The organism is Mycobacteroides sp. H003, assembly GCF_001440135.1.
Classification (GTDB): Bacteria; Actinomycetota; Actinomycetes; order Mycobacteriales; family Mycobacteriaceae; genus Mycobacterium; species Mycobacterium gwanakae.
On the sequence record NZ_LJYL01000024.1, the window covers coordinates 31,049 to 54,220 of the forward strand.

The following is a 23,172-nucleotide window of genomic DNA, read 5'->3' on the forward strand; positions in this document are numbered from 1 at the left end:
AGATACTGTGCAGGAAGACGGGCTTCGGCAACGATGAGGTGAGGTATGAAGGTCCACCATCTCAATTGCGGCACAATGGCATTCGGTTTTGTAGACCACTGCTTGCTGGTGGAGACGCCGAACTCCGGGCTGGTGCTCGTCGATACGGGGTTCGGTCTCGAATGCATCCGAAATCCGCGACTACTCGGGTGGACGCGGCACGCCATCGGACCTGTGCTGCGGGAGAGCGAGACGGCGGTGCGACAGATCGCCGCGTTAGGTTACGACCCGGCTGACGTACGGCATGTACTGCTGACCCATTTGGATTACGACCACACCGGCGGCCTTGCGGATTTCCCGTCGGCGACCGTGCACGTGCACGGGCCCGAGCTTCGGGCCAGTAGGCAGCCAACCTTCGTCGATCGAATCCGTTACCGCACTGCCCAATTGTGTGGGCATGGAGTCAACTGGCAGATCAACGAGCTTGACGGTGGCGAGCCGTGGTTCGGTTTTGACGCCGTTCGGGACCTCAACGGGCTGCCGCCGGAGATTCTGGTTGTGCCTCTGTACGGACATACAAGGGGCCACGTTGGCGTCGCCGTCGACACGGGAAACGGATGGCTACTGCATGCCGGTGATGCATATACCGAGCCGCATGCGATCGGCAGCGGCCCGTTGACCACCGCGAGCAGGGCCATGCACATGATCACCGCGCACCCGAGTCGCCCGCGTGCTCAATGGCAGAACATGCGGCGCCTCACCGAGTTGGTCGCCGAGCAGGCCGGGGACGTCACCGTGTTCTGCAGCCATGACACCTCGGCGTTCGCGCGGCTTGCGCGCCAGGTTGTTTGAGCGCCAATCGGAGTTTCTAGACGACGGTGACGGTCCCGGTGCAGTGGGCGATGTTTTCGTCATTCCAGAAGAAGCCGGAACGGCCACCGTAATCGGTGGTGATCTCTACCTGGCCGGGGCCGGTGACGACGTTGTAGATCGATGCTCCTGCGGTGCCCGACCCGTCGCCGTGCGCTTCGCCGACAGCGCCAGTGGTCAGGTTGCGCCACTGGAAGTACGCCTGCTTGGGTCCGGCCAGGCCGTCCGTGGCGTTCATGTTGAGCGTGCCGGGGATCAGGTCGCGACGTGCATCGGCTTGGCTCGCCTGCCAGGCGCTGACACGGACGTCGCCGTCGAAGCAGAGGGCAACCTCGCCGGAGGGCGCCGCCATTGCCGTCGGGCAGGAGACGAGTCCCGCGCCGAGAACGGCGAGGGTGAGAGCGGCCGTGCGGCCCACAGGTATCGAACGCATGCAGGGAGTATCGCCCATGTGTCATCGATCTGGCCGAAGTTTCCCGACGCGGCGGTTCAGTCGGCTCCCAGGGCTGCGGAGATGAGGCGCCACAGTCGGTCGGTGATCTGCCCGGGTGCGGGGAGTGGGGTCAGGCGGAGTTGTTGCGCGATCCCGTACCGAATTCCGCCGATGATGAAGGCTCCCGCGCTGTCGGGTTCGATGTCTGCGGGCAACTGACCCAGTTTCTGACCGCGACGGATGTTCTTGGCGGCGTTGTGGCTAATGCGTTGCAGGTAGGTCGCTTCCAGCTCGGCCAGCTGGGGATCCAGTGCGGCGCGGTTGAGCAGGATCGGCGCCAGTGGATCTGCGACGTGATAGTCGACGAAGCGACGGGTGCGCTCCAGTTCATGAACATGCCAGTCGGTGTCCATGGCCAGATGCGCGTCGGCAATCGCGTGGACGAGGCCCTCGTAGAACTCGTCGTAAATGACGGCGAGCAGGCCGCTTTTTGATCCGAAGTGATGGTAGAGAGCGCCGGTGGTGAGCCCGGCTCGTCGGGTCAATCCGCTCAGATCCATCACTCCGTAGCCGCGGACAAGTTCGTCACGGGCGGCGTCGATGAGCTGTTGACGTCCGATTGAGGGGCGTGCCACTATGTCATCGTACAAAACATAATTATCTTATGTTTAGGAGTGGCGATGGGCGCGGACGTGTCGTCGTTGGTGGATTTGAACGGCGACCTGGCCGGGACTCATCGGCGGACCGCCAGTAGCGGCCAGGGCATCGATCCTGCTGTCGCGGAGGCGGACTTGGCGGCGATGCGCCGCGACGGCTACGTGATCTTGCCGGATCTGCTGACCGCTGACGAGTTGGACCAGATTCGGGATGCCGTTGCGCCCCTGCTGAATCTGCATGGCCGGAACGGTTTTGAAGGACATACCACTCAGCGGGTGTACAGCGTCCTGAACAAGACACGTGCGTGTGACCGGATTGCGGATCACCCGCGCGTCTTGGCCCTGCTGGATCGGCTTTTCCTGCCGAACTATCTGCTCTCGATGTTGCAGGTCATCAACATCTTGCCCGGCGAGCAGGCTCAGATGCTGCACACCGACGACGGCTTCTATCCCATTCCGCGTCCCCGCGCCGGTTTGGGCGCCGCGACGATCTGGGCGATCGATGATTTCACCGCCGACAACGGCGCCACCGATATTGTTGCGGGCAGCCATCTTTGGGGTGATCGCCGACCACAAGAAGCCGAGCGTGAACCCGTGGTGATGAAGGCGGGTTCCTGCGTGTTCTTTCCCGGCACGCTCTGGCATGGCGGTGGTGCGAACCGAACCGGCGCCGCACGGCTGGCCCTGACCGCTCAATACTGCGAGCCGTGGCTGCGCCCGCAGGAGGCGTTCACCTTGTCGATGACACGCGACACCGTTCGCGCCGTATCGGAGGACATTCGCCGGATGCTGGGATACAGCATTCATCCGCCGTTTATCGGTCAGGTCGACGGTATGCATCCCAAGCGGCTGCTGGAGCCGGGCGCCCCCTTGCTCTAGTGCTGATAGACGTCGTTGAGTGTCACGGTGCGCAGCTGCCGTTCCCCGATGACGTCGAGCAACTGGTGGTAAACGGTGGTCACCGGGGGGTGGTTGAGGTGACCGATGACGATGGCCTGCGGGTTGAAGTACTTGCGGGCCATGTCCACGATGTACTGCGGCGTGACGACGCCAGAGTCCGACAAGGAGCCGTACCACAGCACCGGCGGCCCGTAGCCGAGCCCCTGAGTGACCGAATCGGTTGCGGTGTTGTGCTTTCCGTATGGAGGCCGGAAGAACGGCGCCGGGTTGACCCCGTAGGTGTTGGTCAGGAACTTGGTGTTGCGCGTCAACTGGTCATCGATCTGCGCGGCGGTCAGTGTCGTGAGGTCCGGGTGAGACCAGGTGTGATTGCCCAGCTGAATCTGCCCGCTGTCGACGAGTGGACGCAGCAGCTGGGCATTCTGCGTCCATCCCGCGTTCACCCCATTGACGAAGTAGGTCAAGCGGATTCCGGTGTCACGCGCCAGTTGGGTATAGGCGGCGATCACATTCGCATCGGTGCCGTCGTCAAGGGTCAAGGCGAGCAATCGCTGACCGTCGGTGCGCGATGGCAGTGCGGTCAAGGCACCGCCCCCGGGCAACGGCACCCGCGTCAGTCCTCCGCTGCCGGCTCCCGCTGAGGTGCCGGGGTCGGCAGCCGCGGAGACGGACTCGAGAACAGCGGCACCCACTGCGGCCGCTCCGGCCAACAGTGTGAGAAACCGGCGACGGTCGAACACGACGACAGGGTAGCGCCGGAACCTGTATATCGTGCGGCGTGGCAGATGGTGTCGGGCTACCGTTTCTTCCGTGATCAACTTTGCTCTGCGCTCGTGCGGTCTGCGAGGACACGCGACATTCGCTCCGGACGAGCAGCCGCTGCGGGACCGGCTGCGGGTCGAGACACCGGTCGGGGAGGCGTGGCGGTGTCTGCGCTGCGAGACCTTTGTGGTGGGCGCGCCGCGCTACCGCGGACCGGCCGATACCGCACCGGAGATTCCGCGCGGACGGCTGCTGCGCGACCGGACCTTGATGCGGATACTCGCGGTCGAGCGTGTGTTCCGCGGGCTGGTGTTCGTCTTGCTGGCGGTGGGTGTGGTGAAGGTCCGCGGATCGCGCGAACATCTTCAACAGGTTTTCGAGCGAGACCTTCCGCTGATCCGGCCGCTGGCCAACCAGATCGGCTGGAACCCGGACAATTCCAAGATCATTCGTCATATCGGCGAGGCATTCGCGCTGTCGTCGTCGACGTTGATGTGGGTGGCGGTGGGTTTGGGGGCCTACGCCGCGATCGAGTTCATCGAGGCATTCGGTCTGTGGCTGATGAAGCGCTGGGGCGAATATTTCGCCGTCATCGCGACAAGCATCTTCTTGCCGCTGGAGATCTACGAGCTGATTGAAAAGCAAACTGTTCTCCGGGTTTTGGCGCTATTGGTCAACATCGTGGCCGTGGTGTGGCTGCTGTGGAGCAAGCGGCTATTCGGGCTCAACGGTGGCGGCAAGGCGTACGAGGAAGAACATCGCGCCGAGAGTCTGCTGAGTGTCGAACGGGCCACGCTGGCGGAGAACCTGCACGAGCATTGAGCCGCGCCCCTAGTGCACGTCTGGGGTGTGCACCCGTTCCGGACGCAAACCCCTGCCCACCGCGATCGGGGGTATGAACTTGAGCGGGCCCCGTCCGACGAAGAACGGCAGTTTGATCGGGGACAGATCGCCGGTGAGAACCGGTTCGATCACGTTGTCCTGGACGAACACCTGGAACGCTTGCACCGCTTTGGTCGGAAGCTCACGTCGGCGTTGCACCGTGGCGAGTTCCTCATCGGTGACGCGCCCCCGGCGTAGCGGCCCCGCAAAGATGTTCGCGGCAGCCACGGCGTCGGCGACCGCCAGATTGATGCCGACACCGCCGGCAGGCGACATGGCATGCGCGGCATCGCCTATGCACAGCAGACCCGGACGCCACCAGGTCTTGAGTCGATCAACCCGGACATCCAGATGGCTGGTGTCCTCCCAGGAATGAAGATCGTTCACGTGCTCACGCAGCTGCGGGCGTGCGGTGATCAAGCGCTCCTTGAATGCGTCGAGAGAGCCGTTCTGCGGTCCCGCCCCCTTGGGCATGAGATGGGCGACCTGCCAGTAGTCACCGCGATGGATCATGGCCAACAACAGGCCTCGACGTAGTACCGCGAAGGTCTCATCGGGATCGCCCGGTCGCCGGTTCAGCCGGAACCACAGCACATCCATCGGCGAACTCTCGTTGGCAGTGTCCAGTCCCGACGCGGCGCGTACCGCTGAGGTGCGTCCGTCGGCGGCAATGACCAGTTCTGCGTGCACCTCCAGCTCCGGTGTACGTACCCCGGCCACGCGGTCACGCTCGATGATCAAGCCGGTGACTTCCGCGTTACGGATAAGGGTGAATTCCGGGTAGTGCTCGGCTTTTTCGGCCAGGAAGTCCAGGAAGTCCCACTGGGGCATGAATGCGATGTAGGGCTGTTTGTATCCCAACCACTTGAGCGCGCGGAAGTCACCGAAGGTGCGCAGTCTGCCGTCGCCATCGAAGGCGATGTGATCGACCTTCTGGTGTGGCAGCCGCAGAAAATCATCGATGAACCCGAGATCATCGATGATGCGCATGGTGGTGGGGTGCACGGTATCCCCGCGGAAATCACGCAGAAAGTCGGCGTGCTTTTCCAGGACGACGACGTTGATCCCCGCCCTCGCCAGCAGGAGTGCATGCACCAGTCCGGCGGGGCCGCCGCCGGCAACGCACACCTGAGTCTGCAGAACTTGCGTCATACCCGGGACGCTACGCCCGAACCGGTTGCGGCGGGGGTCACTCGTGCAATGCCGTAGCTGATATACGCATGCTTATGATTTTACAAAGTATACGATCTTGTGACGTCGTCTATCCTGATGTTCGTGGCGCAACAGAATCCAGATGCCCGGCCTGACCTTGCGGCGCTGATGGTTCCGCTCGGGCGATCATTGATACGGGCGGAGCTGCCGCTGCTGGAAGCCCATGGTCTGTCGATGTGGGCGTACGCCGTGCTGACCGCGCTCAAGGACAACGAAGCGAGTAGTCAGGCCAGTCTGGCCAGTTCCATAGGGGCGGACCGCACCCGGATCATCGCCGTGCTTGACGATCTGCAGGATCGGAAGCTGATCAACCGGCAGCCCGATCCCAGTGATCGGCGCAGTAATCTGCTGTCATTGACGGCAGGTGGCCGTAAAACCGTTACCGCAGTGCAGAAAGCGATTCGGGAGAACGAGAGGCGAATCCTGGCCGGTGTCTCCCCGGCAGATCGCGTTGTGTTTTTTCGAGTGCTCTCGCACCTGGCGGGGCTTGATGATTCGGAGATCGGCCCCAGTCGCTAGGCGGCCGAGGACACGGCCTTTGACTTCGCGGTACCGAAGCGCATGTTCTCGTCCATTCGATCACGATGGAACGCAAGAAGATCCAGCACATAGTTGTGCCGGATGGCCCAGGGGCCCTTCACTCCGGAACGTGGCATGTGGTCACCGCCGCGGCTTACATAGCCCGATGACAGGTTGAAGAACGGTCGGGCTTCGAGCTCCTCGCCGTGCCGGTCCGGATAGGCGTGGGTGTAACCGCGGCGGTCCATGTAGTCGAGAAGTCGTACCACCGCCCGCGCACTCAAATCGGCGCGCAGCGTCCATGACGCATTGGTGTAACCGACGCTCCATGCGGCGTTCGGTACCCCTTCGATCAGGTATCCCTTGTAGATGAAGCGATTTGGAGAATCGATGGGGGAGCCGTCCACGCTCAATGCGATGCCCCCGAAAATCTGAAGGTTGAGGCCGGTTGCCGTGATGATGACGTCGGCACGCAATTCCTCACCTGATCCCAGCCGGATGCCCGACGGCGTGAAGGACTCGATGGTGTCAGTGACCATGCGAACACCACCAGCGCTGATGGCCTCGAAGAGATCTCCATCGGTGTCGGCGCATACGCGCTGATCCCACGGGTTGTACCGCGGCTTGAAGTGAACGTCGACCGGATAGTCGGCGGGTAGCCGCTTGGAGATCCGGCGCCTGATGAACCATTTGGCGAATCCCGGAGCCCTACGGCAGACGTGGTACATGATCCAGCTGAACCCGCCCAGCCAGATCCGGGCGAAATGCTGAACAAGATTGGGCGGAAGTACTTTCCGAACCAGGCCGACGACGCGATCTGCCCGGTCGATGGGGTAGACGTAGCTCGGGGAGCGTTGCAACATACTCACCTTTGCTCCGGCACGTGCCAATGACGGCACCAGCGTGACCGCCGTGGCGCCGCTGCCGATAACCGTTACCTCCTTGCCCGAGCAATCCAGGTCTTCAGGCCAGTGCTGGGGGTGGATCAGCTTTCCTGCGAAATCGGCGATACCCGGGAACTGGGGGGTGTAGCCGTCGTCGTAGTTGTAGTAACCGGTGCACAGGTAGAGGAATCGGGACCGGTAGGTCGTCGGTCCTTCCGGCGTGTCCACCCGCACCGCCCAGGTGTCGGTATCGGTACGGAAGTCGGCCCCAGTAACCTTGGCGGAGAACGTGATCTGGCCGTCGATGCCGTAATCGCGGGCGGCGTTCTCCAGGTAGTCACGGATATCGGCGCCGTCGGCGATGGTATTGCGTTCGTGCCAGGGGTGGTACCCGAAGCTCAGTGTGTAGATATCGCTGTCGGATCGGATTCCGGGGTACCGGAACAGGTCCCAGGTCCCGCCGATGCGTTCCCGGCGCTCGACGATATGAAAGCTGCGGCCCGCCGCGCTCAATCGGACAGCGGCATTGATGCCGGATATTCCGGCTCCCACAATGAGAACGTCAAGCAGGTCGTGCTCCGAGATCTCGGCCATGATGCTCCTGATCGCCTTTGACTAGACAACACCCATCCTCACGCTACCCCGTGGCAGGTGCGCGATACCCCGAGAGTGCTTGCAAGACCGGAGCGGCGGCCCGGGCGGCCATGACCGCGTACGCCTCTTCGGTCTGCAGGGCGATATCGCGCGGGTCGCGAGAGCCTCGTTCTATGCGGTCGCGTACGAACGCCAGCTCGACGACCTGTGCCGCGAAGTTCTTCACCGCGGCGCCACTGGGGGCACCGCCGATTCGTCTGGCTTCGGCGATGGCGTGCTTGCGATCCTTGATCGAACCCAGCCAGGTGGCCTCGTTGGGGGTGACCAGCCCGGCGGCCACCATCCCCGGCAGTTTCTCGGCGACGACATGCTGTTCCTTGCGCCGGCTGCGCACTCCCACCACGATCATCAGCACAAAAATGGGGACCATCCACAGCACGTACACCGTGAGGTAGCCCTGGAATCCGAGAAATGACGAGCCATTCCACAGGCCGTGCATGAGGACCGCCGCGAGGTACCCCGCACCTATGCACAGGAATTTGGCGAGGGCACTGCGTTGCCGCAGCGAGTAGTAGATGCCGATACCCGTCATGGTGGTGAACAAGGAGTGGGCGAAGGGGCCCAGTCCCAGCCGCAGGATCGCGGTAATTACTGACTCGCCAACAGTGTTGCCACTACCGATGTAGGCGATGTCTTCGAGCCATGCGAATCCGGCGGCGGTGATGCCCGCGTAGACGAGGCAATCGGTGAGCGAGTTGAGTTCGTGGCGGCGCCGGCCGGTCAACATCAGAAGCAGAAAGGCGCCCTTGGCAGCTTCTTCGATGAAGGGCGCACGGATCGCTATCGCCGCGAAGGTCGTGCCGCCCTCGGGATCGAAAACGGACCCAAAGGCCAGTTCGAGGATGATCGAGACGACGACGGATAGGGACGCGCCCCAGGTGAAGGCCAGTACAAGGAGCCTCGAGGGTTCCGGTTCCCATCGGTCCAGCCAGAGGTAGCAGAGGACGACGACCCCGATCGCGATGCTCGACAGGACCAATCCGATCATCGCGCCGACCGGGTTGGAGAGAAGCAGGCCGGCCAGAATCAATCCCGTCACCAGCGCCAGGGCGATGATGACCCCGATCGGCGCGCCGACTTTTTTGATCCGCTGGGGAAATCCCGGGATGGGTGGCATAGGTGCGGGAGCGGGCGCGTAGGACACCACCGAAGAGTAGCTGCGCGCTTACTCGCGGGTGCGGTATCCGCCCGGGGGCTCCGGTCGCCAAGGAGACCGGGTTTGTCCTGGTGGAGGGCAGTCGAGTAAGGTGAAGTCCATCTCTGCCGCACGTGCGGAGGTCGAAGCACGCCCGCAGCTGAAGCTAGCTGTGGCAGAACTGTCCCTACTACACAACCTGTCCGGAGCAACCCAACACATGCCAAGTCCCACCGTGACCTCGCCGCAAGTAGCCGTCAACGACATCGGCTCGGCCGAGGATTTTCTCGCCGCTATCGACAAGACGATCAAGTACTTCAACGATGGCGACATCGTCGAGGGGACCATCGTCAAGGTTGACCGCGACGAAGTTCTTCTTGACATCGGTTACAAGACCGAAGGTGTCATCCCGTCCCGCGAACTGTCGATTAAGCACGATGTCGACCCCAACGAGGTCGTTTCCGTGGGCGACGAGGTCGAGGCCCTGGTCCTCACCAAGGAGGACAAGGAAGGCCGTCTGATCCTGTCCAAGAAGCGCGCTCAGTACGAGCGGGCCTGGGGCACGATCGAAGAGCTTAAGGAGAAGGACGAGGCCGTCAAGGGCACCGTCATCGAGGTCGTCAAGGGCGGCCTGATCCTCGACATCGGCCTGCGCGGCTTCCTGCCCGCGTCGCTGGTCGAGATGCGTCGTGTCCGCGATCTGCAGCCGTACATCGGCAAGGAGATCGAGGCCAAGATCATCGAGCTCGACCGCAACCGCAACAACGTGGTGCTGAGCCGTCGTGCCTGGCTGGAGCAGACCCAGTCCGAGGTGCGCAGCGAGTTCCTCAACCAGCTCACCAAGGGTGCCATCCGCAAGGGTGTCGTGTCCTCGATCGTCAACTTCGGCGCGTTCGTCGATCTCGGAGGGGTTGACGGCCTGGTTCACGTGTCCGAGCTGTCCTGGAAGCACATCGACCACCCGTCCGAGGTGGTTCAGGTGGGCGACGAGGTCACCGTCGAGGTGCTCGACGTCGATATGGACCGCGAGCGGGTTTCGTTGTCGCTCAAGGCAACCCAGGAAGACCCGTGGCGTCACTTCGCTCGTACCCACGCCATCGGCCAGATCGTGCCCGGCAAGGTCACCAAGCTGGTGCCGTTCGGTGCGTTCGTCCGCGTGGAAGAGGGCATCGAGGGGCTGGTGCACATCTCCGAGCTGTCCGAGCGCCACGTCGAGGTGCCGGATCAGGTTGTGGGTGTCGGTGACGACGCGATGGTCAAGGTCATCGACATCGACCTGGAGCGTCGCCGCATCTCGCTGAGCCTCAAGCAGGCCAACGAGGACTACACCGAGGAGTTCGACCCCTCGAAGTACGGCATGGCGGACAGCTACGACGAGGCCGGCAACTACATCTTCCCGGAGGGTTTCGACTCCGAGACGAACGAGTGGCTCGAAGGCTTCGACAAGCAGCGTGAAGAGTGGGAGGCCCGGTACGCCGAGGCCGAGCGTCGTCACAAGATGCACACCATTCAGATGGAGAAGTCCGCCGCTGCCGCCGAGGCGGAGGCTGCTGCCGCGTCCTCGAACGGCTCCTCGCGGTCCGATGATTCGGCTTCGCAGGGTGGCTCGCTCGCCAACGACGAGCAGCTCGCCGCACTGCGCGAGAAGCTGGCTGGTAACGCCTAAGCACGTGTTCTGAAGGAGGGCCCCGGTCATCACGACCGGGGCCTTCTTTTGTTGACGGTGAGCTCAGGGCGGCGATATCTGGGCAATCCGAGAGGGCAACGCCCCCAACGCATAGTGAACGCGCCGGGAGTGACAGACTGCGGGCATGTTGAGGATCGGCCTGACCGGAGGAATTGGCGCGGGGAAGTCCACGGTGTCCCGGACGCTCGCGGAATGCGGTGCGTTCATCGTGGACAGCGATGTCATCGCGCGCGAAGTGGTCGAACCGGGAACTCCGGGTCTGACAGCGCTCGTGGAGGCCTTCGGTGAATCGATCCTGCGGCCCGATGGGGCGTTGGATCGACCCGCATTGGCCGCAATCGCGTTCCAGGACGACACGCACCGTGCCACGCTCAACGGGATCGTGCACCCGTTGGTCGGATCCCGCCGAGCTGAACTGATGGCCGCCGCCGGTGAGGATGCCATTGTGGTGGAAGACATTCCGTTGCTCACCGAGAACTCATTGGCACCCTTCTATCACCTGGTGCTGGTGGTGCATGCGGAGATCGAGACGCGCGTGACGCGGCTCATCACGCATCGCGGCATGGATGAACAGGACGCCCGTTCCCGGGTGGCCGCGCAGGCGAGCGACGAGCAACGTCGCGCCATCGCCGATGTGTGGCTTGATAATTCAGGTGATACCGATGCGCTTGCTCAAACAGTCCGTGATCTGTGGGCCGTCCGGTTGCTGCCCTATGAGATCAATCTGCGGACTCGTCAGCACGTGCGCGCCGACCCGGTGTTGGCTCCCGCCGATCCCACCTGGCCCGCGCAGGCGCAACGCATCATCAATCGTCTCGCCGTGGCGTGCGGGTCCAAGGCTCTGCGGATCGACCACATCGGTTCCACCGCGGTACCGGGACTCGAGGCCAAGGACGTCATCGACATCCAGGTGACGGTTGAATCTCTGGAAGTAGCAGACGCTTTGGCGGGATCTCTGGCCGATATCGGGCTGCCGAGGCTGGACCGGATCACGGGCGATAACCCGCACGCGGGCGATGGCGCGCGCTGGGGTAAGCGTTTCCACGCGTCCGCGGATCCGGGCCGACTCGCGCATGTGCACCTGCGGGTCGACGGCTGGCCGGGTCAGCGTTACGCATTGATCTTCCGGGACTGGTTGCGCGCGGACCCGCAGGTACGTGGGGAGTATCTGGAAGTCAAGCGTCTTGCCGAGCAGACGGCGCAGGAGAGCCCGCAGGACACGGCCGCCTACGTGGAGGCCAAGGAACCCTGGTTCGCGCAGGCGTATCCCCGGGCACTGGCATGGGCCGACGAGACCGGCTGGACGCCAGCGACAAGCTGAGTCAGCGCGCCTGCGTGACGATGCCGACGCAGGTCGCCGTCAACAGCCTCGTCAGCGCCGGCTCGAAGTCAAGATTCCAGTCCGGCGGAACGCCTGGCTCGTTCTTGTAGTCGTGGTCGAGGCCCTCCGGTGGATGGGCGACCTGCCACAGCATCGCGGCCAGTGAGAAGGCCGCCACCAGGATGTCCAATGAACTCTTGCGACCGACCTGGGGGAGCGCTCGCTCGATTGATTCGGCGATCGCCATCACCGCCACATTGCTGATCTGCTTGACTTCCGCGACGCGCTCCACATCGACCTCGTGTTCGAGATGCAGGTGCTGGTTCGCGAGTAGGTCGCAGAACAGGGGATCCGCCGCGAGCCCGTGCACGAGGGCCTCGGCCACGCGGGCAGGGGAGCCGGTGCCGGGCTCGGCCAGCGCCGAACACACCGTGTCCGACCAGCGAGTCCAGCCTTCGGCAGCCAGGTGCAGCAGCACTTCCTTGTGGGAGCTGAAATAGCGCCGAACTGCGGAATAGTGCACTCCGGCGCGGTTGGCGACGGCGGTCAGCGTTACCGAGGTGACACCGGATTCCACGGCCAGGGATCGTGCGGCTTCCACGATCGCTGCGGCCCGCTGACGCTTCTTTTCGTCCGTGCGGGCGCGTTGGAATGTCAGTTGCGCCACGTGCCGAGGATAACGCACGGCGTGTGATTTGCGACGTAGCGAACCACCCGGTAGCGTGCGTTACGCACGTGATATGCGTTAAAGATCCTGATGAACGCGCTGGAAGGGAGCCAACTGTTCCGCACTTAGGCATGGTTTACTTCGAGAAACGTCCGGGCGGATGCGCCCGGGTACCGCAGGCTCGAAGCGACCATCACGTGGCGATAGCTGCGCCGCCTTCCGATGGGGCGGTCGGGTGCGGATATCCGATCAGTAGTTGAGCCAGGTTCGGGCGAGTGGCGTCGGCTTGCGTAACGCCAACGGGTGAAGGGGTTTTACGATTCTCAGCGCATTGAAGCGGGCGTGGATCCCGCTGGTGATGGTGTTGGTCCTGGCCATCGCGGGTTTTGCGGTGTGGCGCATTCGCGGCATTTTCGGTTCTTATCAGTTGCCCACTTACGCGGGCAGCATGACCGACGACAAAAACAACTCCAAGCCCAAGCACGTGGTCTACGAGATCTTCGGCCCGCCCGGAACCGTCGCCGACATCAACTACATCGACAAAGAGGGCGAGCCGCATCAGATCAATGGCGCGGTCTTGCCGTGGTCGATCGAGATCATCACGACGGCACCGTCGATGACGGGAAACATCCTGGCGCAGACGCGTAATGCCGACGGGTTGGGCTGCCGTATCACGGCCAATGACGAGAAAAAAGATGAAAGGTATACCAACGAGGTGAGCGCCTACGTCTACTGCTTTGTGAAGTCTGCATGAGCGGGGCACACGGCGGCGGGGAGCCTACCTTCCTGGCCAAATGGATTCGGCGCCTGTCGATTCCCATCCTTATCTTCTGGGTGCTGTTGGTCGTCGTCTTCGGGACGCAGAAATCGCTCGACACGGTCGGTAAAGAACAGACCGTCTCACTGAGCCCACAAAGTGCGCCGTCCATGCAGGCGATGAAGCACATGGGCCAGATGTTCAAGGAGTCTGACTCCGACAGCGTGGCGATGATCGTGCTAGAGGGGCAAGAACGCCTGGGCCCCGGAGCGCACAAGTTCTACGACGAAATGGTGGCGCAGCTGCGCGCTGACGCCAAACACGTTCAGCACGTGCAGGACTTCTGGGGTGATCCACTCACCGAGGCGGGAGCCCAGAGCACCGACGGCAAGGCCACCTACGTACAGGTGAACCTCGCCGGAAACATGGGCGAGACGCTGTCCAACGAGTCCACCGAAGCGGTCCGCGAAATCGTCAAAAAGGTCGAGGCGAACTGGACCAAGGACGGCGCCAAGCTGCCCGACGGGCTCACGGTGTACGTCACCGGCCCCGGCGCGCTGCAGACCGATATGAACCACGCGGGTGACGGCAGCCTCAAGCTCATCACCGCGCTCACGTTCCTGGTCATCGTGGTGATGCTGCTGTTCTTCTATCGATCGATCTTCACCGTGATCATGGTGTTCCTGTTCGTGGGCGTTCAGTTGAGCGTGGCCCGAGGTGTGATCGCGTTCCTGGGCGACCATCAGATCATCGGGTTGTCGACATTCGCGGTGAACCTGCTGGTGATGCTCTCCATCGCGGCCGGTACCGACTACGCCATCTTCTTGATCGGCCGTTACCAGGAAGCCCGGGCCATGGGGTCCGACAAAGAGGCTGCCTACTACGAGATGTTCCATGGCACGGCGCACGTCATTCTGGGCTCAGGCCTCACGATCGCCGGCGCCATGTACTGCCTGAGCTTCACGCGCATGCCTTACTTCCAAAGCCTCGGCGTGCCGTGCTCGGTGGGTCTGCTCACGGGTGTCTTGGTCTCGCTGACAATGGGGCCGGCGCTGATCACCATCGGAAGCCGCTTCGGACTGTTCGAGCCCAAGCGCGCCATGCGTATTCGTACCTGGCGCAAGATCGGAACCACGATCGTGCGCTGGCCCGGGCCGGTGCTCGCGGCCGCGTTGGCGATTGCCATCATCGGCCTGGCGGCGCTGCCCGGATACCGGACCAGTTACGACGACAAGAAGTACATCCCCAAGGACATCCCCGCCAACGCTGGATTCGAAGCGGCGGGGCGGCATTTCTCGCAGGCTCGGATGAGCCCGGAAATGCTCCTGATCGAGTCCGATCACGACATGCGTAACTCGGCGGACTTCCTGGTCATCGACAAGGTGGCCAAGGCTGTCTTCCGCGTTCCGGGAATCGCTCGTGTGCAAGCGATTACGCGCCCACAGGGCACGCCGATCGAACACACCTCCATCCCGTTCCTCATCAGCATGCAGAGCGTGGGTCAGCTACAGAACATGAAGCTGATGAAGGACCGCATGGCCGATATGAAGGTCCAGGCCGACAAGATGGGCGAGAACGTCGTCATCATGAAGCGGACGCTCGCCAATATGACAACGATGGCGGGCATCACCCACTCGCTCGTCGGCGACATGCACACCTTGCAGGGCACCATCCACGAGATGCGAGACAGCATCTCGAACTTCGATGACTGGTTCCGCCCCATTCGCAACTACTTGTACTGGGAGAAGCACTGCTTCGACATACCCATGTGCTGGGCCATGCGTTCGATCTTCGACACCCTCGACAAGATCGATGAAATGACCGAAACCATGGACGGCATGGTGGTCAACATGGAGCGGATGGACCAGCTGATGCCCAAGATGGTGTCGGACATGTCGGCAATGGTCCCCATCATGGAAGACATGCAGAAGATGATGCTGACGCAGCACAGCACCATGTCTGGCTTCTATAACCAAATGGACGAGATGAGTCAGAACTCGACCGCCATGGGTAAGGCGTTCGACGCCGCCAAGAATGACGACTCCTTCTACCTGCCACCGGAAATCTTCGACAACGCCGACTTCAAACGCGGTCTGAAGTCGTTCCTGTCGCCGGACGGCAAGGCGGTCCGGATGATCATCTCGCACCGAGGAGATCCCGCTACGCCCGAAGGCCTCGCGCATGTGGAGCCGATCAAGCAGGCCGCGATCGAGGCCGTCAAGGGCACACCCCTCGAGGACGCCAAGATCGAGCTGGGCGGTACCGCGGCCGTGTTCAAGGACATGTCCGATGGCGCGCGCTACGACCTGATGATCGCCGGCATCTCCGCGCTGTGCCTGATCTTCCTGATCATGTTGCTCATCACGCGAAGCTTCGTGGCAGCGCTGGTCATCGTGGGTACGGTCGCGCTGTCTCTCGGTGCTTCGTTCGGTTTGTCGGTCATCATCTGGCAGTACATCTTTGGCATCGAATTGCATTGGCTTGTCATGCAAATGGCCATCATCGTGCTCCTCGCGGTGGGTTCGGACTACAACCTGCTCTTGGTCTCCCGACTCAAGGAGGAGCTACACGGCGGCCTGAAGACCGGCATCATCCGCTCAATGGGTGGCACCGGCAGCGTGGTGACATCTGCCGGTCTGGTCTTCGCCTTCACCATGGCCGTCATGGTGGTCAGCGATCTGCGGATCATCGGGCAGGTCGGGACGACCATTGCACTGGGCCTGTTGTTCGACACGCTCATCGTGCGCTCCTTCATGACCCCGGCTATCGCGACGATCCTCGGCCGCTGGTTCTGGTGGCCGCTGAATGTGCGCACCCGGCCACTGCCACCGCCGAAGACACCTCCTCAACCGGCGTCTGTCGGTACCGGGCACGGCGATGACCCGGTGACGACCGAGTTCCCGAGGCCATCTGTCTGAGTCTTCGGCCGTTCGCTGGCAGTTCGGCCGACACCCGTCTACCGGCGCGCGCGTGTAGACAGGTGTTACCAGAGCTGGTGCCGCCGCTTGGGCAATTCGCTTTTGCGAATGGCCGGATCTTCTCGTGAGTCATCGCATTCGTCGTATCTCGAGCGTTGAATGATGCGCCAGATCGTTTGCTGAAATCACGCTGACCGACGGCTTGGAGCGCGTGGCTGCGCGTTGCTAATGGACAAATGTCTCTCAATGTGGCGAAGGACACGCCCGTTCGATCGGCTTGGATTTGATCACTTTCACCCGCCGCGACGCCAGCGGGGGCGTGGCGTGTCGGCGGTGTCCACGGTTGACTTGGGCGGCGAGCCGAAAGATAGCAGTGGCAAACACCGCCCAGGTCCATTAGCTGGTGTGATCCCGAAGTCAGTCACTAACTTCGATGTGCGAGCAGGCTCTTTCGTAACATCAACGAAAAGAAGCCGGGAATAGAACAGTGTCATCGGTTGTTGACATCCGCTTGTAGCTAACTAGGCTATTGCGAGCGTCTCGGGGCGTAAATGTGCGAGTTGTGACCGACGGCACATGTACAGTTCCCTGACAAACGTATGTAGTATCCCTTACGAATTACTGAGAAAACGGGCATGAGCGGAGCCAGGTGGGATGAACGGACGATGTGACCGGACAGCCCGTGTGCTCGCTGACTCCGCACAAACAACACGGTGTCGTACTGGCTGGTAACTATTTGCGCGCGAATGGCGGATACGCATAGCCCGACGCGATAGGCAGAGTCGAGTTGTTGGCCCCCGGGCCACACGGGTGAAGGGGATCGGACGATTTTCAAGTTATTGGCGCGGGTATGGATCCCGCTCGTCGTGATAGTGGCACTCGCGGCCGCTAGCTTCGGCGTCTACCGGCTTCACGGAGTGTTCGGCTCGACCAGCATCAATTCGGCGGCCGGTATCAAGGACGACTCCAAGAACATCATCCCGAAAGACATCGTCTACGAAATCTTCGGTCCCGCAGGGACAAAGGGCGAGGTCAACTATCTCGATGACAGGGCGCAGCCGCAGCGCGCCCAGTTCACCACCCTGCCGTGGACGCTCACCATCACGACGACCATGACATCCGTCTTCGCCAATGTCGTCGCGATGGGCGATAGCGACGAAATCGGCTGCCGCATCCTGTCCAACGGCGAGGTCAAGGACGAGCAGACCGTGTCCAACCACAACGCCCAAGTCTTCTGCATGGTGAAATCCGCATGAGCACACATAGCGCTCCTACTCACGGCGCAACCCAAAAGCCTTCGCGCATAGCGCGGTTCATCCACACCTTCTCGGTGCCGATCATTCTGGCCTGGCTGGTCTTGACTGTCATCGTCAACGTGGTCGTGCCGCAGCTCGAAGAGGTCGGCAAAGAGCACTCGGTGTCGTTGGCGTCCAAGGACGCTCCGTCATATCAGGCCATCAAGCGCCAAGGTGAGCTGTTCCAGCAGTTCAAAGACGACAGCATGGTCATGGTCCTGTTGGAGAACGACACCAAGTTCTCGACGGACATGAATGACAAGGCGCACACCTTCTACCGCGAGATGGTGAAGCGGCTACGGGCCGACACCAACCACGTGGAATACGCCCAGGACTTCTGGGGTGACCGCATCACCGCCGGTGGTGCGCAGAGTGTCGACGAGAAAGCCGCCTACGTTCAGCTGAATCTCCGAGGAGATCAGGGCACGACCGAAGGCAAGGAATCCGTAACGGCCGTACAGGATCTCGTCGCGAAGCTCATAGACGAGAGCAAGAAGAACGGCACATATCCAGACGGCCTCAAGGTCTTCGTCACCGGTCAGGCCGCGCTGACGATGGATATGAACGACGCCGGCGACAAGAGCATGCTCAAGATGACGGGCATCACCTTCATCGTCATCACCATCATGCTGTTGTTCATCTACCGATCCATTACGACGGTGCTGCTCATCCTGTTCATGGTGTTCGTCGAACTGGGCGCCGCCCGCGGCGTCGTCGCGATTCTCGGCAACGCCGAGATCATCGGACTATCGACATTCGCGGTCAACCTGCTGACCTCATTGGCCATCGCGGCCGGTACCGACTACGCGATCTTCCTGATCGGGCGATATCAAGAACTGAGAGCGGAGGGTAAGGAGAGACTCGAGTCCTTCTATCTGACGTATCACAGTGTCTCGCACGTGATTCTGGGTTCCGGTCTGACGATCGCCGGTGCCACCTTCTGCCTGAAATTCACACGACTGCCGTACTTCGAGTCGCTCGGTGTGCCATGTGCGATCGGCATGCTCGTCGTGGTGGCCGCATCGCTGACCATCGGGCCGGCGGTACTGCTGATCGCGACGAAGTTCGGGCTGTTGGAGTCCAAGCGCACCATCAAGAATCGGACCTGGCGCAAGATCGGTACCGCCATCGTGCGCTGGCCCGGGCCGATCCTGGCAGTCACGATGATCATCGCGCTGCTGGGACTGGGGATCCTGCCCTCGTACACGGTCAACTACAACGACCGCTACTACATCCCGGGCAGTCTGCCGTCGATCCAGGGCTTCCAGGCATCCGACCGGCACTTCTCGAAGGCGAGAATGAACCCGGACATCTTGATCGTCGAAGCGGACAAGGATCTGCGGACCCCGGCCAACATGTTGGTGCTGGACCGAATCGCCAAGAACGTCTTCCGGGTGGAGGGCATCAACAAGGTGCAGAGCATGACGCGCCCGATGGGTGCCCCCATCGACCACAGTTCGGTGCCCTTCCAGGTGAGTATGCAATCGGTATCGATGACCGAGAACATGAACTATCTGAAGAACAGCATGTCGGACATGTTGAAGATGGCCGACGATATGGGTTCCATGATCGCGATCATGGAACGCATGTACAGCATCATGAAAGAGCTGGTCGGCGTCACGCACAATATGGCGACGGTGACCACCCCCGATATGATCAGTGTCACCAATCAGATGCGGGACAATATCGCCAATTTCGACGATCAATTCCGGCCGCTGCGTAACTATTTCTATTGGGATAAGCACTGCTTCGATATTCCGATGTGCTGGTCCATGCGCTCGCTATTCGACACCATTGATGGGATCGACAAACTAGCCGAGAGCATGCAGGGGTTGCTCAAAGACATAACCAATATGGACCGGCTCATGCCGCAGATGGTTGAGCAGCTTCCGCCCATGATCGCCATTACGAAAAACATGCGGAACACCATGCTGACCATGTACAGCACCATGAACGGCATGATCGGCCAGATGGATCGCATGACCGACACCGCAACGGTGATGGGTCAAGCGTTCGATGAGGCCAAGAACGACGACTTCTTCTACTTGCCGCCGGAAGCCTTCGACAACGAGGACTTCAAGAAGGGTGTCAAGCTGATGATGTCGCCGGACGGCAAGGCCGCGCAGTTCATCATCACCCATGAGGGTGACTACGCCAGCAATGAGTCACTGGCCAACACCGAGGTCGAGCTCAAGGCCGCGAAGAACGCGATCAAGGGCACGCCGCTGGACGAAGCCAAGCTCTATCTGGGTGGTACCGCACCGACGTACCACGACATCGGCGAGATGGTGAAGTACGACCTGATGATCGCGGTCATCGCATCGCTGTGCCTGATCTTCGTGATCATGCTGGTGATCACGCGAAGCATCGTGGCGGCATTCACGATCGTCGGAACCATCGCGATATCGCTGGGTGCGTCCTTCGGTCTGTCAGTGTTGTTGTGGGAGCACATCCTTGGTCTGCAGCTGCACTGGTTCGTGCTCCCGTTCACCGTCATCATCTTGTTGGCGGTCGGATCGGACTACAACCTGCTCTTGGTGTCCAGATTCAAGGAAGAGCTACACGGTGGTCTGAACACCGCGATTCTCCGAGGCGTCGGCGGATCTGGAAGTGTGGCAACCCAGGCTGGTCTGGTGTTCGCGTTCACCATGGGGTCGATGATCACCAGCGACCTGATCGCGATCGGCCAGTCAGGGTCGGCCATCTGCCTTGGTCTGCTCTTCGACACCTTCATCATCCGGGCGTTCATGACGCCGGCAATTGCCGCGCTCATGGGTCGATGGTTCTGGTGGCCCATGAAGGTGAGCAAGTACGCCACCGATCCGCCACCGCCTCCGGTGCCGGTCGAGCAGCAGGCGCCACCGCCGCCGGCTCCTGTTCCGGTCGGTTCGGGTCCCGTGCACGACGAGCCAGTCACCACGGAATTCCCGCGACCTGCGATCTAACGGTTGAAGAGTTCGGCCCCCATGCTCACGGCATGGGGGCCGAACTCTTTCCAGGTGTCTGCACAGTCCGGCTGTACAGACAGAAAAACGCCCCGCCGGTGTAGATCACCGCGGGGCGTTTTCCGTGCGCTTGTTTAGGGGCCGTCCCACACCGACATATCGGATGGGTACTTGCTGCAGTTCTCGGTGCCCTTCGCGACGACACCCTTGTTATTGAAGAAGATCTTGCCCCAGTTGGGCCATTGCGATGTCAAGGCCTCGGGCGGGTAGTTCACCGCGAAAACCTCGGACTCGGCACGACGGCCCGCGTAGTCCTTGGCGAAGAACTCATGAATCCGATCGATCGTCGCCTGCTGCACATAGTCGGGCTTGTTGTTCTTATCGATCATGTACCGCGTGTAGTAAATCGGGTCGTAATCGCGAACCGCAGCCAGATATTGTTCGGCTGTACACGTGGTTTTCAGCATCCGGCGGGGAACTGGGTAGTCATCGGTGGAGTCTGCGGAGGCAATCGCGGGCACTGTGCTCGCGGCAATTCCCGCGGTGACTATCGCAATTCCGGCAGCGCGGAAAGAACCGCGAATATTGCTACGAATAGAGTTCAGGCGCATGGCGCCATTGTAGCGGTTTTTGTGCAGGTCCGGGGTACGAAAGTGACTAATTCGACTGGTGGTTACGGGTTGAAGTGTCCGCAGGTGACCGTGTCGTTAACGGGCCCGTTGAAGATCCCGAGCGCGGGCGGCACCGTGAGGTCCTGGGAGTCGACCACGACATCGTCGACCTGCACTTCGCAGTGCAGTCCGACCCCATAGGGCGGCAGCACCCGTACGGCCATGCCCGCCTGTTGGGGATCATCCATGACGAGATTCACTTCCCAGCTCTCGCCGGGGCCCAGACGCGGTTGCTCGGTACGACGTTCCACCGGATCGGTCTTGAACGTCACGGAGATGCCACGGCCTATCCCATCGACGCGAGCGATGTAACTGATGTTGTGCAACTCGGCGGCGGAGGCTGGCGCTGCCGGCAGGGCGAAGGTGATCGCCGCTGCCCCGGCAACGCACAGCCCACGGAGGAGGGGGCGCATACCGGGCATCTTACCGGCGTCCGAATGGCGACGACAACGTGATCAGTCCAGGTCAGCAGGGTCTTCGCGGTGATGCACCCCGAGCTGTTCGCACGCCGTGTTGAGCACCCGCTGTACGGCCAAGGTGTCGGCGAGGGGCATCACGGTGCTCTGCGCGCTGCCCTCGAGCAGGCATCCGGTGACCTCGGCCAGCTCGTGACTGTATCCGCCACCGACGGGCGGCTTCACTATCGACTCAGGGTCAGATCCCTTGCGGTGCAACACGATTTCGCGAGGGTGATGGAATCGGGGGAGGATATCGATCCAGCCCTCGGTGCCGAATATGCGCGCCTGGCCGGGAGTGTGATGTAGCAGTGAACACAGCAGCGTCGCGGTGCGTCCGTCGTCATAGCGCAGGAGCAGGCCGGCCTCGGCGTCAACCCCGGTGGGGAACAACGAACCATGTGCCACCACCGCGGCCGGATCGCCGAGGAAGTACTGGGCCAGCGAGACCACGTAGACACCGAGATCCAACAGCGCGCCGCCGCCCAGCGTCGGACTGAACAGCCTGTCGTCGGGATCGAACGGGCGGTCCACTCCCAGGTCTGCCTGGACCTGGCGGACCTCGCCGATGGCCCCGTCGTCGACAAGATTCTTGGCCGCAACGATCGCCGGCTGAAACCGGGTCCACATCGCCTCCATGGCAAAAACGCCACGCGCCCTTGCGATATCGATGATCTCCTGCGCTCCGGCCGCCGTCGCGGTGAAGGCCTTCTCGACCAAGATTGCCTTGCCCGCGGTGAGTGCGGCGATGGCGGCCTGTCTATGTTGGGGATGTGGGGTGGCGATGTACACGGCGTCCACATCGGGATCGGCGAGCAACTCCCGGTACGAGCCGAAGGCTCGCGGAATGCGATGTGTCTCCGCGAAGTCGCGGGCACGTTCGGCCGACCGCGAGGCAACGGCTATCAGCTCTGCTCCCGGTGTGAGTGGGAAATCGCGGGCCACGTTTCCCGCGATGCGGCCCGGTCCGATGATTCCCCAGCGAATGGTGTCAGGCATGCGTGTCTCCGTTCGGATCGTGCCAGGTTAGCGGCATTCCCGTGGCGCTCAACCACGCGTTCAGATCATGACCGTGCCCGGCGAGGGCATCGATGGCAGTGGCTGCCCGGCGGATCGCGAGCTCGGATGCGGCAGCAGATAGCAACCCTGCTCTGTGCGCCTCGAGCAACTCGTCCACATCGGCTAGTTCGGTCTCGCGTCCGCAGCGCACCACGAGGTCAAGATAGTGGTCGACGGCCAGCCACTGCGACGGCCCGGGGACAAAGTCGCCGACGTCGAGGTAGAAATCCTGATCGCGCTCGTATCCCGGATTGAAATGGAAGATGTTCGCCCGCAGTCCCAACGCCGGGAGCAGCCAGGACTCCAAGTAGTGGAACTGCGCCCGACCGGGCGTTGGGCGCGCCATGAACAATCCCCAGGGCTCCACCCGGTACTCATCCACCGACCGCACGATTCCCTTGGGATCGGTGTTCGTCATGGCATCGAGGTCGAATATCTCGCGTTTGGGCGGGTGCACGCTGGTTTCCTGCTGCCTTCCTGTCGTCTCGGGTGAATGTCAGACCGTCGGCTT

Annotated in this window: 21 protein-coding genes; 10 read left to right on the plus strand and 11 right to left on the minus strand. The window is 62.0% G+C overall.

What is annotated here, in order from left to right; translation table 11 throughout:
• The first annotated feature begins 45 nt into the window (after positions 1 to 45).
• Positions 46 to 831 carry an MBL fold metallo-hydrolase gene (locus tag AOT87_RS17020; RefSeq protein WP_057968364.1) on the plus strand — a complete coding sequence of 262 codons (786 nt, stop codon included), beginning with the start codon at positions 46 to 48 and terminating at the stop codon, positions 829 to 831.
• 16 nt (positions 832 to 847) lie between these two features.
• Here AOT87_RS17020 and AOT87_RS17025 read toward each other — a convergent pair whose 3' ends face one another.
• Entirely contained in the window at positions 848 to 1,282 is a 435-nt protein-coding gene (locus tag AOT87_RS17025) for a hypothetical protein (RefSeq protein WP_046253579.1), read from the minus strand.
• A gap of 56 nt (positions 1,283 to 1,338) precedes the next feature.
• A complete protein-coding gene (locus AOT87_RS17030; protein ID WP_057968365.1) occupies positions 1,339 to 1,917 on the minus strand; it encodes a TetR/AcrR family transcriptional regulator in 579 nt (192 codons plus the stop codon).
• Positions 1,918 to 1,962: 45 nt separating this feature from the next.
• Between AOT87_RS17030 and AOT87_RS17035 the strand changes: the two genes are divergently transcribed.
• Entirely contained in the window at positions 1,963 to 2,817 is an 855-nt protein-coding gene (locus AOT87_RS17035) for a phytanoyl-CoA dioxygenase family protein (RefSeq protein WP_057968366.1), read from the plus strand.
• Here AOT87_RS17035 and AOT87_RS17040 read toward each other — a convergent pair.
• Positions 2,814 to 3,578, minus strand: coding sequence for a polysaccharide deacetylase family protein (locus AOT87_RS17040; protein WP_030098089.1), 765 nt, complete (start codon positions 3,576 to 3,578; stop codon positions 2,814 to 2,816). The genes AOT87_RS17035 and AOT87_RS17040 overlap by 4 nt on opposite strands.
• A 70-nt stretch (positions 3,579 to 3,648) precedes the next feature.
• Here AOT87_RS17040 and AOT87_RS17045 point away from each other — a divergent pair, with 70 nt between their 5' ends.
• Complete coding sequence (locus AOT87_RS17045) at positions 3,649 to 4,422, plus strand: DUF2127 domain-containing protein (protein WP_057968367.1); 774 nt, start codon at positions 3,649 to 3,651, stop codon at positions 4,420 to 4,422.
• A gap of 9 nt (positions 4,423 to 4,431) precedes the next feature.
• Here AOT87_RS17045 and AOT87_RS17050 read toward each other — a convergent pair whose 3' ends face one another.
• On the minus strand, positions 4,432 to 5,634 hold the full coding sequence (locus tag AOT87_RS17050; protein WP_057968368.1) for an FAD-dependent oxidoreductase: 1,203 nt from the start codon (positions 5,632 to 5,634) through the stop codon (positions 4,432 to 4,434).
• A 123-nt stretch (positions 5,635 to 5,757) separates the two neighbouring features.
• Here AOT87_RS17050 and AOT87_RS17055 point away from each other — a divergent pair, with 123 nt between their 5' ends.
• Complete coding sequence (locus tag AOT87_RS17055; RefSeq protein ID WP_057968408.1) at positions 5,758 to 6,213, plus strand: MarR family winged helix-turn-helix transcriptional regulator; 456 nt, start codon at positions 5,758 to 5,760, stop codon at positions 6,211 to 6,213.
• Here AOT87_RS17055 and AOT87_RS17060 read toward each other — a convergent pair.
• Both AOT87_RS17060 and AOT87_RS17065 read right to left on the minus strand, forming a co-directional pair.
• Positions 6,210 to 7,691 (minus strand): NAD(P)/FAD-dependent oxidoreductase, encoded by a 1,482-nt coding sequence (locus AOT87_RS17060; protein ID WP_030098085.1) that lies wholly within the window; start codon positions 7,689 to 7,691, stop codon positions 6,210 to 6,212. The genes AOT87_RS17055 and AOT87_RS17060 overlap by 4 nt on opposite strands.
• 43 nt (positions 7,692 to 7,734) lie before the next feature.
• The gene (locus AOT87_RS17065; RefSeq protein WP_057968369.1) at positions 7,735 to 8,898 is read right to left on the minus strand and encodes a PrsW family intramembrane metalloprotease; all 1,164 of its coding nucleotides are present in this window, start codon (positions 8,896 to 8,898) and stop codon (positions 7,735 to 7,737) included.
• Between the two features lie 208 nt (positions 8,899 to 9,106).
• Here AOT87_RS17065 and rpsA point away from each other — a divergent pair, with 208 nt between their 5' ends.
• Positions 9,107 to 10,552 (plus strand): 30S ribosomal protein S1, encoded by a 1,446-nt coding sequence (rpsA, locus tag AOT87_RS17070; RefSeq protein WP_030098083.1) that lies wholly within the window; start codon positions 9,107 to 9,109, stop codon positions 10,550 to 10,552.
• A 145-nt stretch (positions 10,553 to 10,697) separates the two neighbouring features.
• Entirely contained in the window at positions 10,698 to 11,894 is a 1,197-nt protein-coding gene (coaE, locus tag AOT87_RS17075) for a dephospho-CoA kinase (protein ID WP_057968370.1), read from the plus strand.
• 1 nt (position 11,895) lies between these two features.
• On the opposite strand, the gene AOT87_RS17080 is transcribed toward coaE, so the two are convergent.
• Positions 11,896 to 12,561, minus strand: a complete 666-nt coding sequence (locus AOT87_RS17080; protein ID WP_057968371.1) for a TetR family transcriptional regulator — start codon at positions 12,559 to 12,561, stop codon at positions 11,896 to 11,898.
• Positions 12,562 to 12,919: 358 nt separating this feature from the next.
• On the opposite strand from AOT87_RS17080, the gene AOT87_RS17085 reads away from it, so the two are divergent.
• The 4 genes from AOT87_RS17085 to AOT87_RS17100 all read left to right on the plus strand — a co-directional run bounded on the left by AOT87_RS17085 (position 12,920) and on the right by AOT87_RS17100 (position 20,476).
• Positions 12,920 to 13,315: an MmpS family transport accessory protein gene (locus tag AOT87_RS17085; RefSeq protein WP_232783323.1), complete on the plus strand. Its 396-nt coding sequence runs from the start codon at positions 12,920 to 12,922 to the stop codon at positions 13,313 to 13,315.
• Positions 13,312 to 16,236, plus strand: coding sequence for an RND family transporter (locus AOT87_RS17090; protein WP_044105720.1), 2,925 nt, complete (start codon positions 13,312 to 13,314; stop codon positions 16,234 to 16,236). Before AOT87_RS17085 ends, AOT87_RS17090 begins: the two co-directional genes overlap by 4 nt.
• A gap of 839 nt (positions 16,237 to 17,075) precedes the next feature.
• The gene (locus AOT87_RS17095; RefSeq protein WP_075874239.1) at positions 17,076 to 17,492 is read left to right on the plus strand and encodes an MmpS family transport accessory protein; all 417 of its coding nucleotides are present in this window, start codon (positions 17,076 to 17,078) and stop codon (positions 17,490 to 17,492) included.
• Positions 17,489 to 20,476 (plus strand): MMPL family transporter, encoded by a 2,988-nt coding sequence (locus tag AOT87_RS17100; protein WP_057968372.1) that lies wholly within the window; start codon positions 17,489 to 17,491, stop codon positions 20,474 to 20,476. Before AOT87_RS17095 ends, AOT87_RS17100 begins: the two co-directional genes overlap by 4 nt.
• A 134-nt stretch (positions 20,477 to 20,610) precedes the next feature.
• On the opposite strand, the gene AOT87_RS17105 is transcribed toward AOT87_RS17100, so the two are convergent.
• From AOT87_RS17105 to AOT87_RS17120, 4 genes are all read right to left on the minus strand, one after another.
• Entirely contained in the window at positions 20,611 to 21,087 is a 477-nt protein-coding gene (locus tag AOT87_RS17105) for a DUF5078 domain-containing protein (RefSeq protein ID WP_030098076.1), read from the minus strand.
• A 62-nt stretch (positions 21,088 to 21,149) separates the two neighbouring features.
• Positions 21,150 to 21,560: a hypothetical protein gene (locus tag AOT87_RS17110; RefSeq protein WP_030098075.1), complete on the minus strand. Its 411-nt coding sequence runs from the start codon at positions 21,558 to 21,560 to the stop codon at positions 21,150 to 21,152.
• Between the two features lie 42 nt (positions 21,561 to 21,602).
• Positions 21,603 to 22,601: a Gfo/Idh/MocA family oxidoreductase gene (locus AOT87_RS17115; protein WP_057968373.1), complete on the minus strand. Its 999-nt coding sequence runs from the start codon at positions 22,599 to 22,601 to the stop codon at positions 21,603 to 21,605.
• Positions 22,594 to 23,118 carry a DUF402 domain-containing protein gene (locus AOT87_RS17120; RefSeq protein WP_057968374.1) on the minus strand — a complete coding sequence of 175 codons (525 nt, stop codon included), beginning with the start codon at positions 23,116 to 23,118 and terminating at the stop codon, positions 22,594 to 22,596. Before AOT87_RS17120 ends, AOT87_RS17115 begins: the two co-directional genes overlap by 8 nt.
• Positions 23,119 to 23,172: the final 54 nt, after the last annotated feature.

Bases quoted from the DNA above. Each gene is read 5' to 3' on its own strand.
- AOT87_RS17020 (WP_057968364.1), top strand. From the start codon at position 46: ATGAAGGTCCACCATCTCAATTGCGGCACAATGGCATTCGGTTTTGTA.
- AOT87_RS17025 (WP_046253579.1), bottom strand. From the start codon at position 1,282: ATGCGTTCGATACCTGTGGGCCGCACGGCCGCTCTCACCCTCGCCGTT.
- AOT87_RS17035 (WP_057968366.1), top strand. From the start codon at position 1,963: ATGGGCGCGGACGTGTCGTCGTTGGTGGATTTGAACGGCGACCTGGCC.
- AOT87_RS17050 (WP_057968368.1), bottom strand. From the start codon at position 5,634: ATGACGCAAGTTCTGCAGACTCAGGTGTGCGTTGCCGGCGGCGGCCCC.
- AOT87_RS17060 (WP_030098085.1), bottom strand. From the start codon at position 7,691: ATGGCCGAGATCTCGGAGCACGACCTGCTTGACGTTCTCATTGTGGGA.
- rpsA (WP_030098083.1), top strand. From the start codon at position 9,107: ATGCCAAGTCCCACCGTGACCTCGCCGCAAGTAGCCGTCAACGACATC.
- coaE (WP_057968370.1), top strand. From the start codon at position 10,698: ATGTTGAGGATCGGCCTGACCGGAGGAATTGGCGCGGGGAAGTCCACG.
- AOT87_RS17085 (WP_232783323.1), top strand. From the start codon at position 12,920: ATGGTGTTGGTCCTGGCCATCGCGGGTTTTGCGGTGTGGCGCATTCGC.
- AOT87_RS17090 (WP_044105720.1), top strand. From the start codon at position 13,312: ATGAGCGGGGCACACGGCGGCGGGGAGCCTACCTTCCTGGCCAAATGG.
- AOT87_RS17100 (WP_057968372.1), top strand. From the start codon at position 17,489: ATGAGCACACATAGCGCTCCTACTCACGGCGCAACCCAAAAGCCTTCG.
- AOT87_RS17105 (WP_030098076.1), bottom strand. From the start codon at position 21,087: ATGCGCCTGAACTCTATTCGTAGCAATATTCGCGGTTCTTTCCGCGCT.
- AOT87_RS17110 (WP_030098075.1), bottom strand. From the start codon at position 21,560: ATGCGCCCCCTCCTCCGTGGGCTGTGCGTTGCCGGGGCAGCGGCGATC.
- AOT87_RS17115 (WP_057968373.1), bottom strand. From the start codon at position 22,601: ATGCCTGACACCATTCGCTGGGGAATCATCGGACCGGGCCGCATCGCG.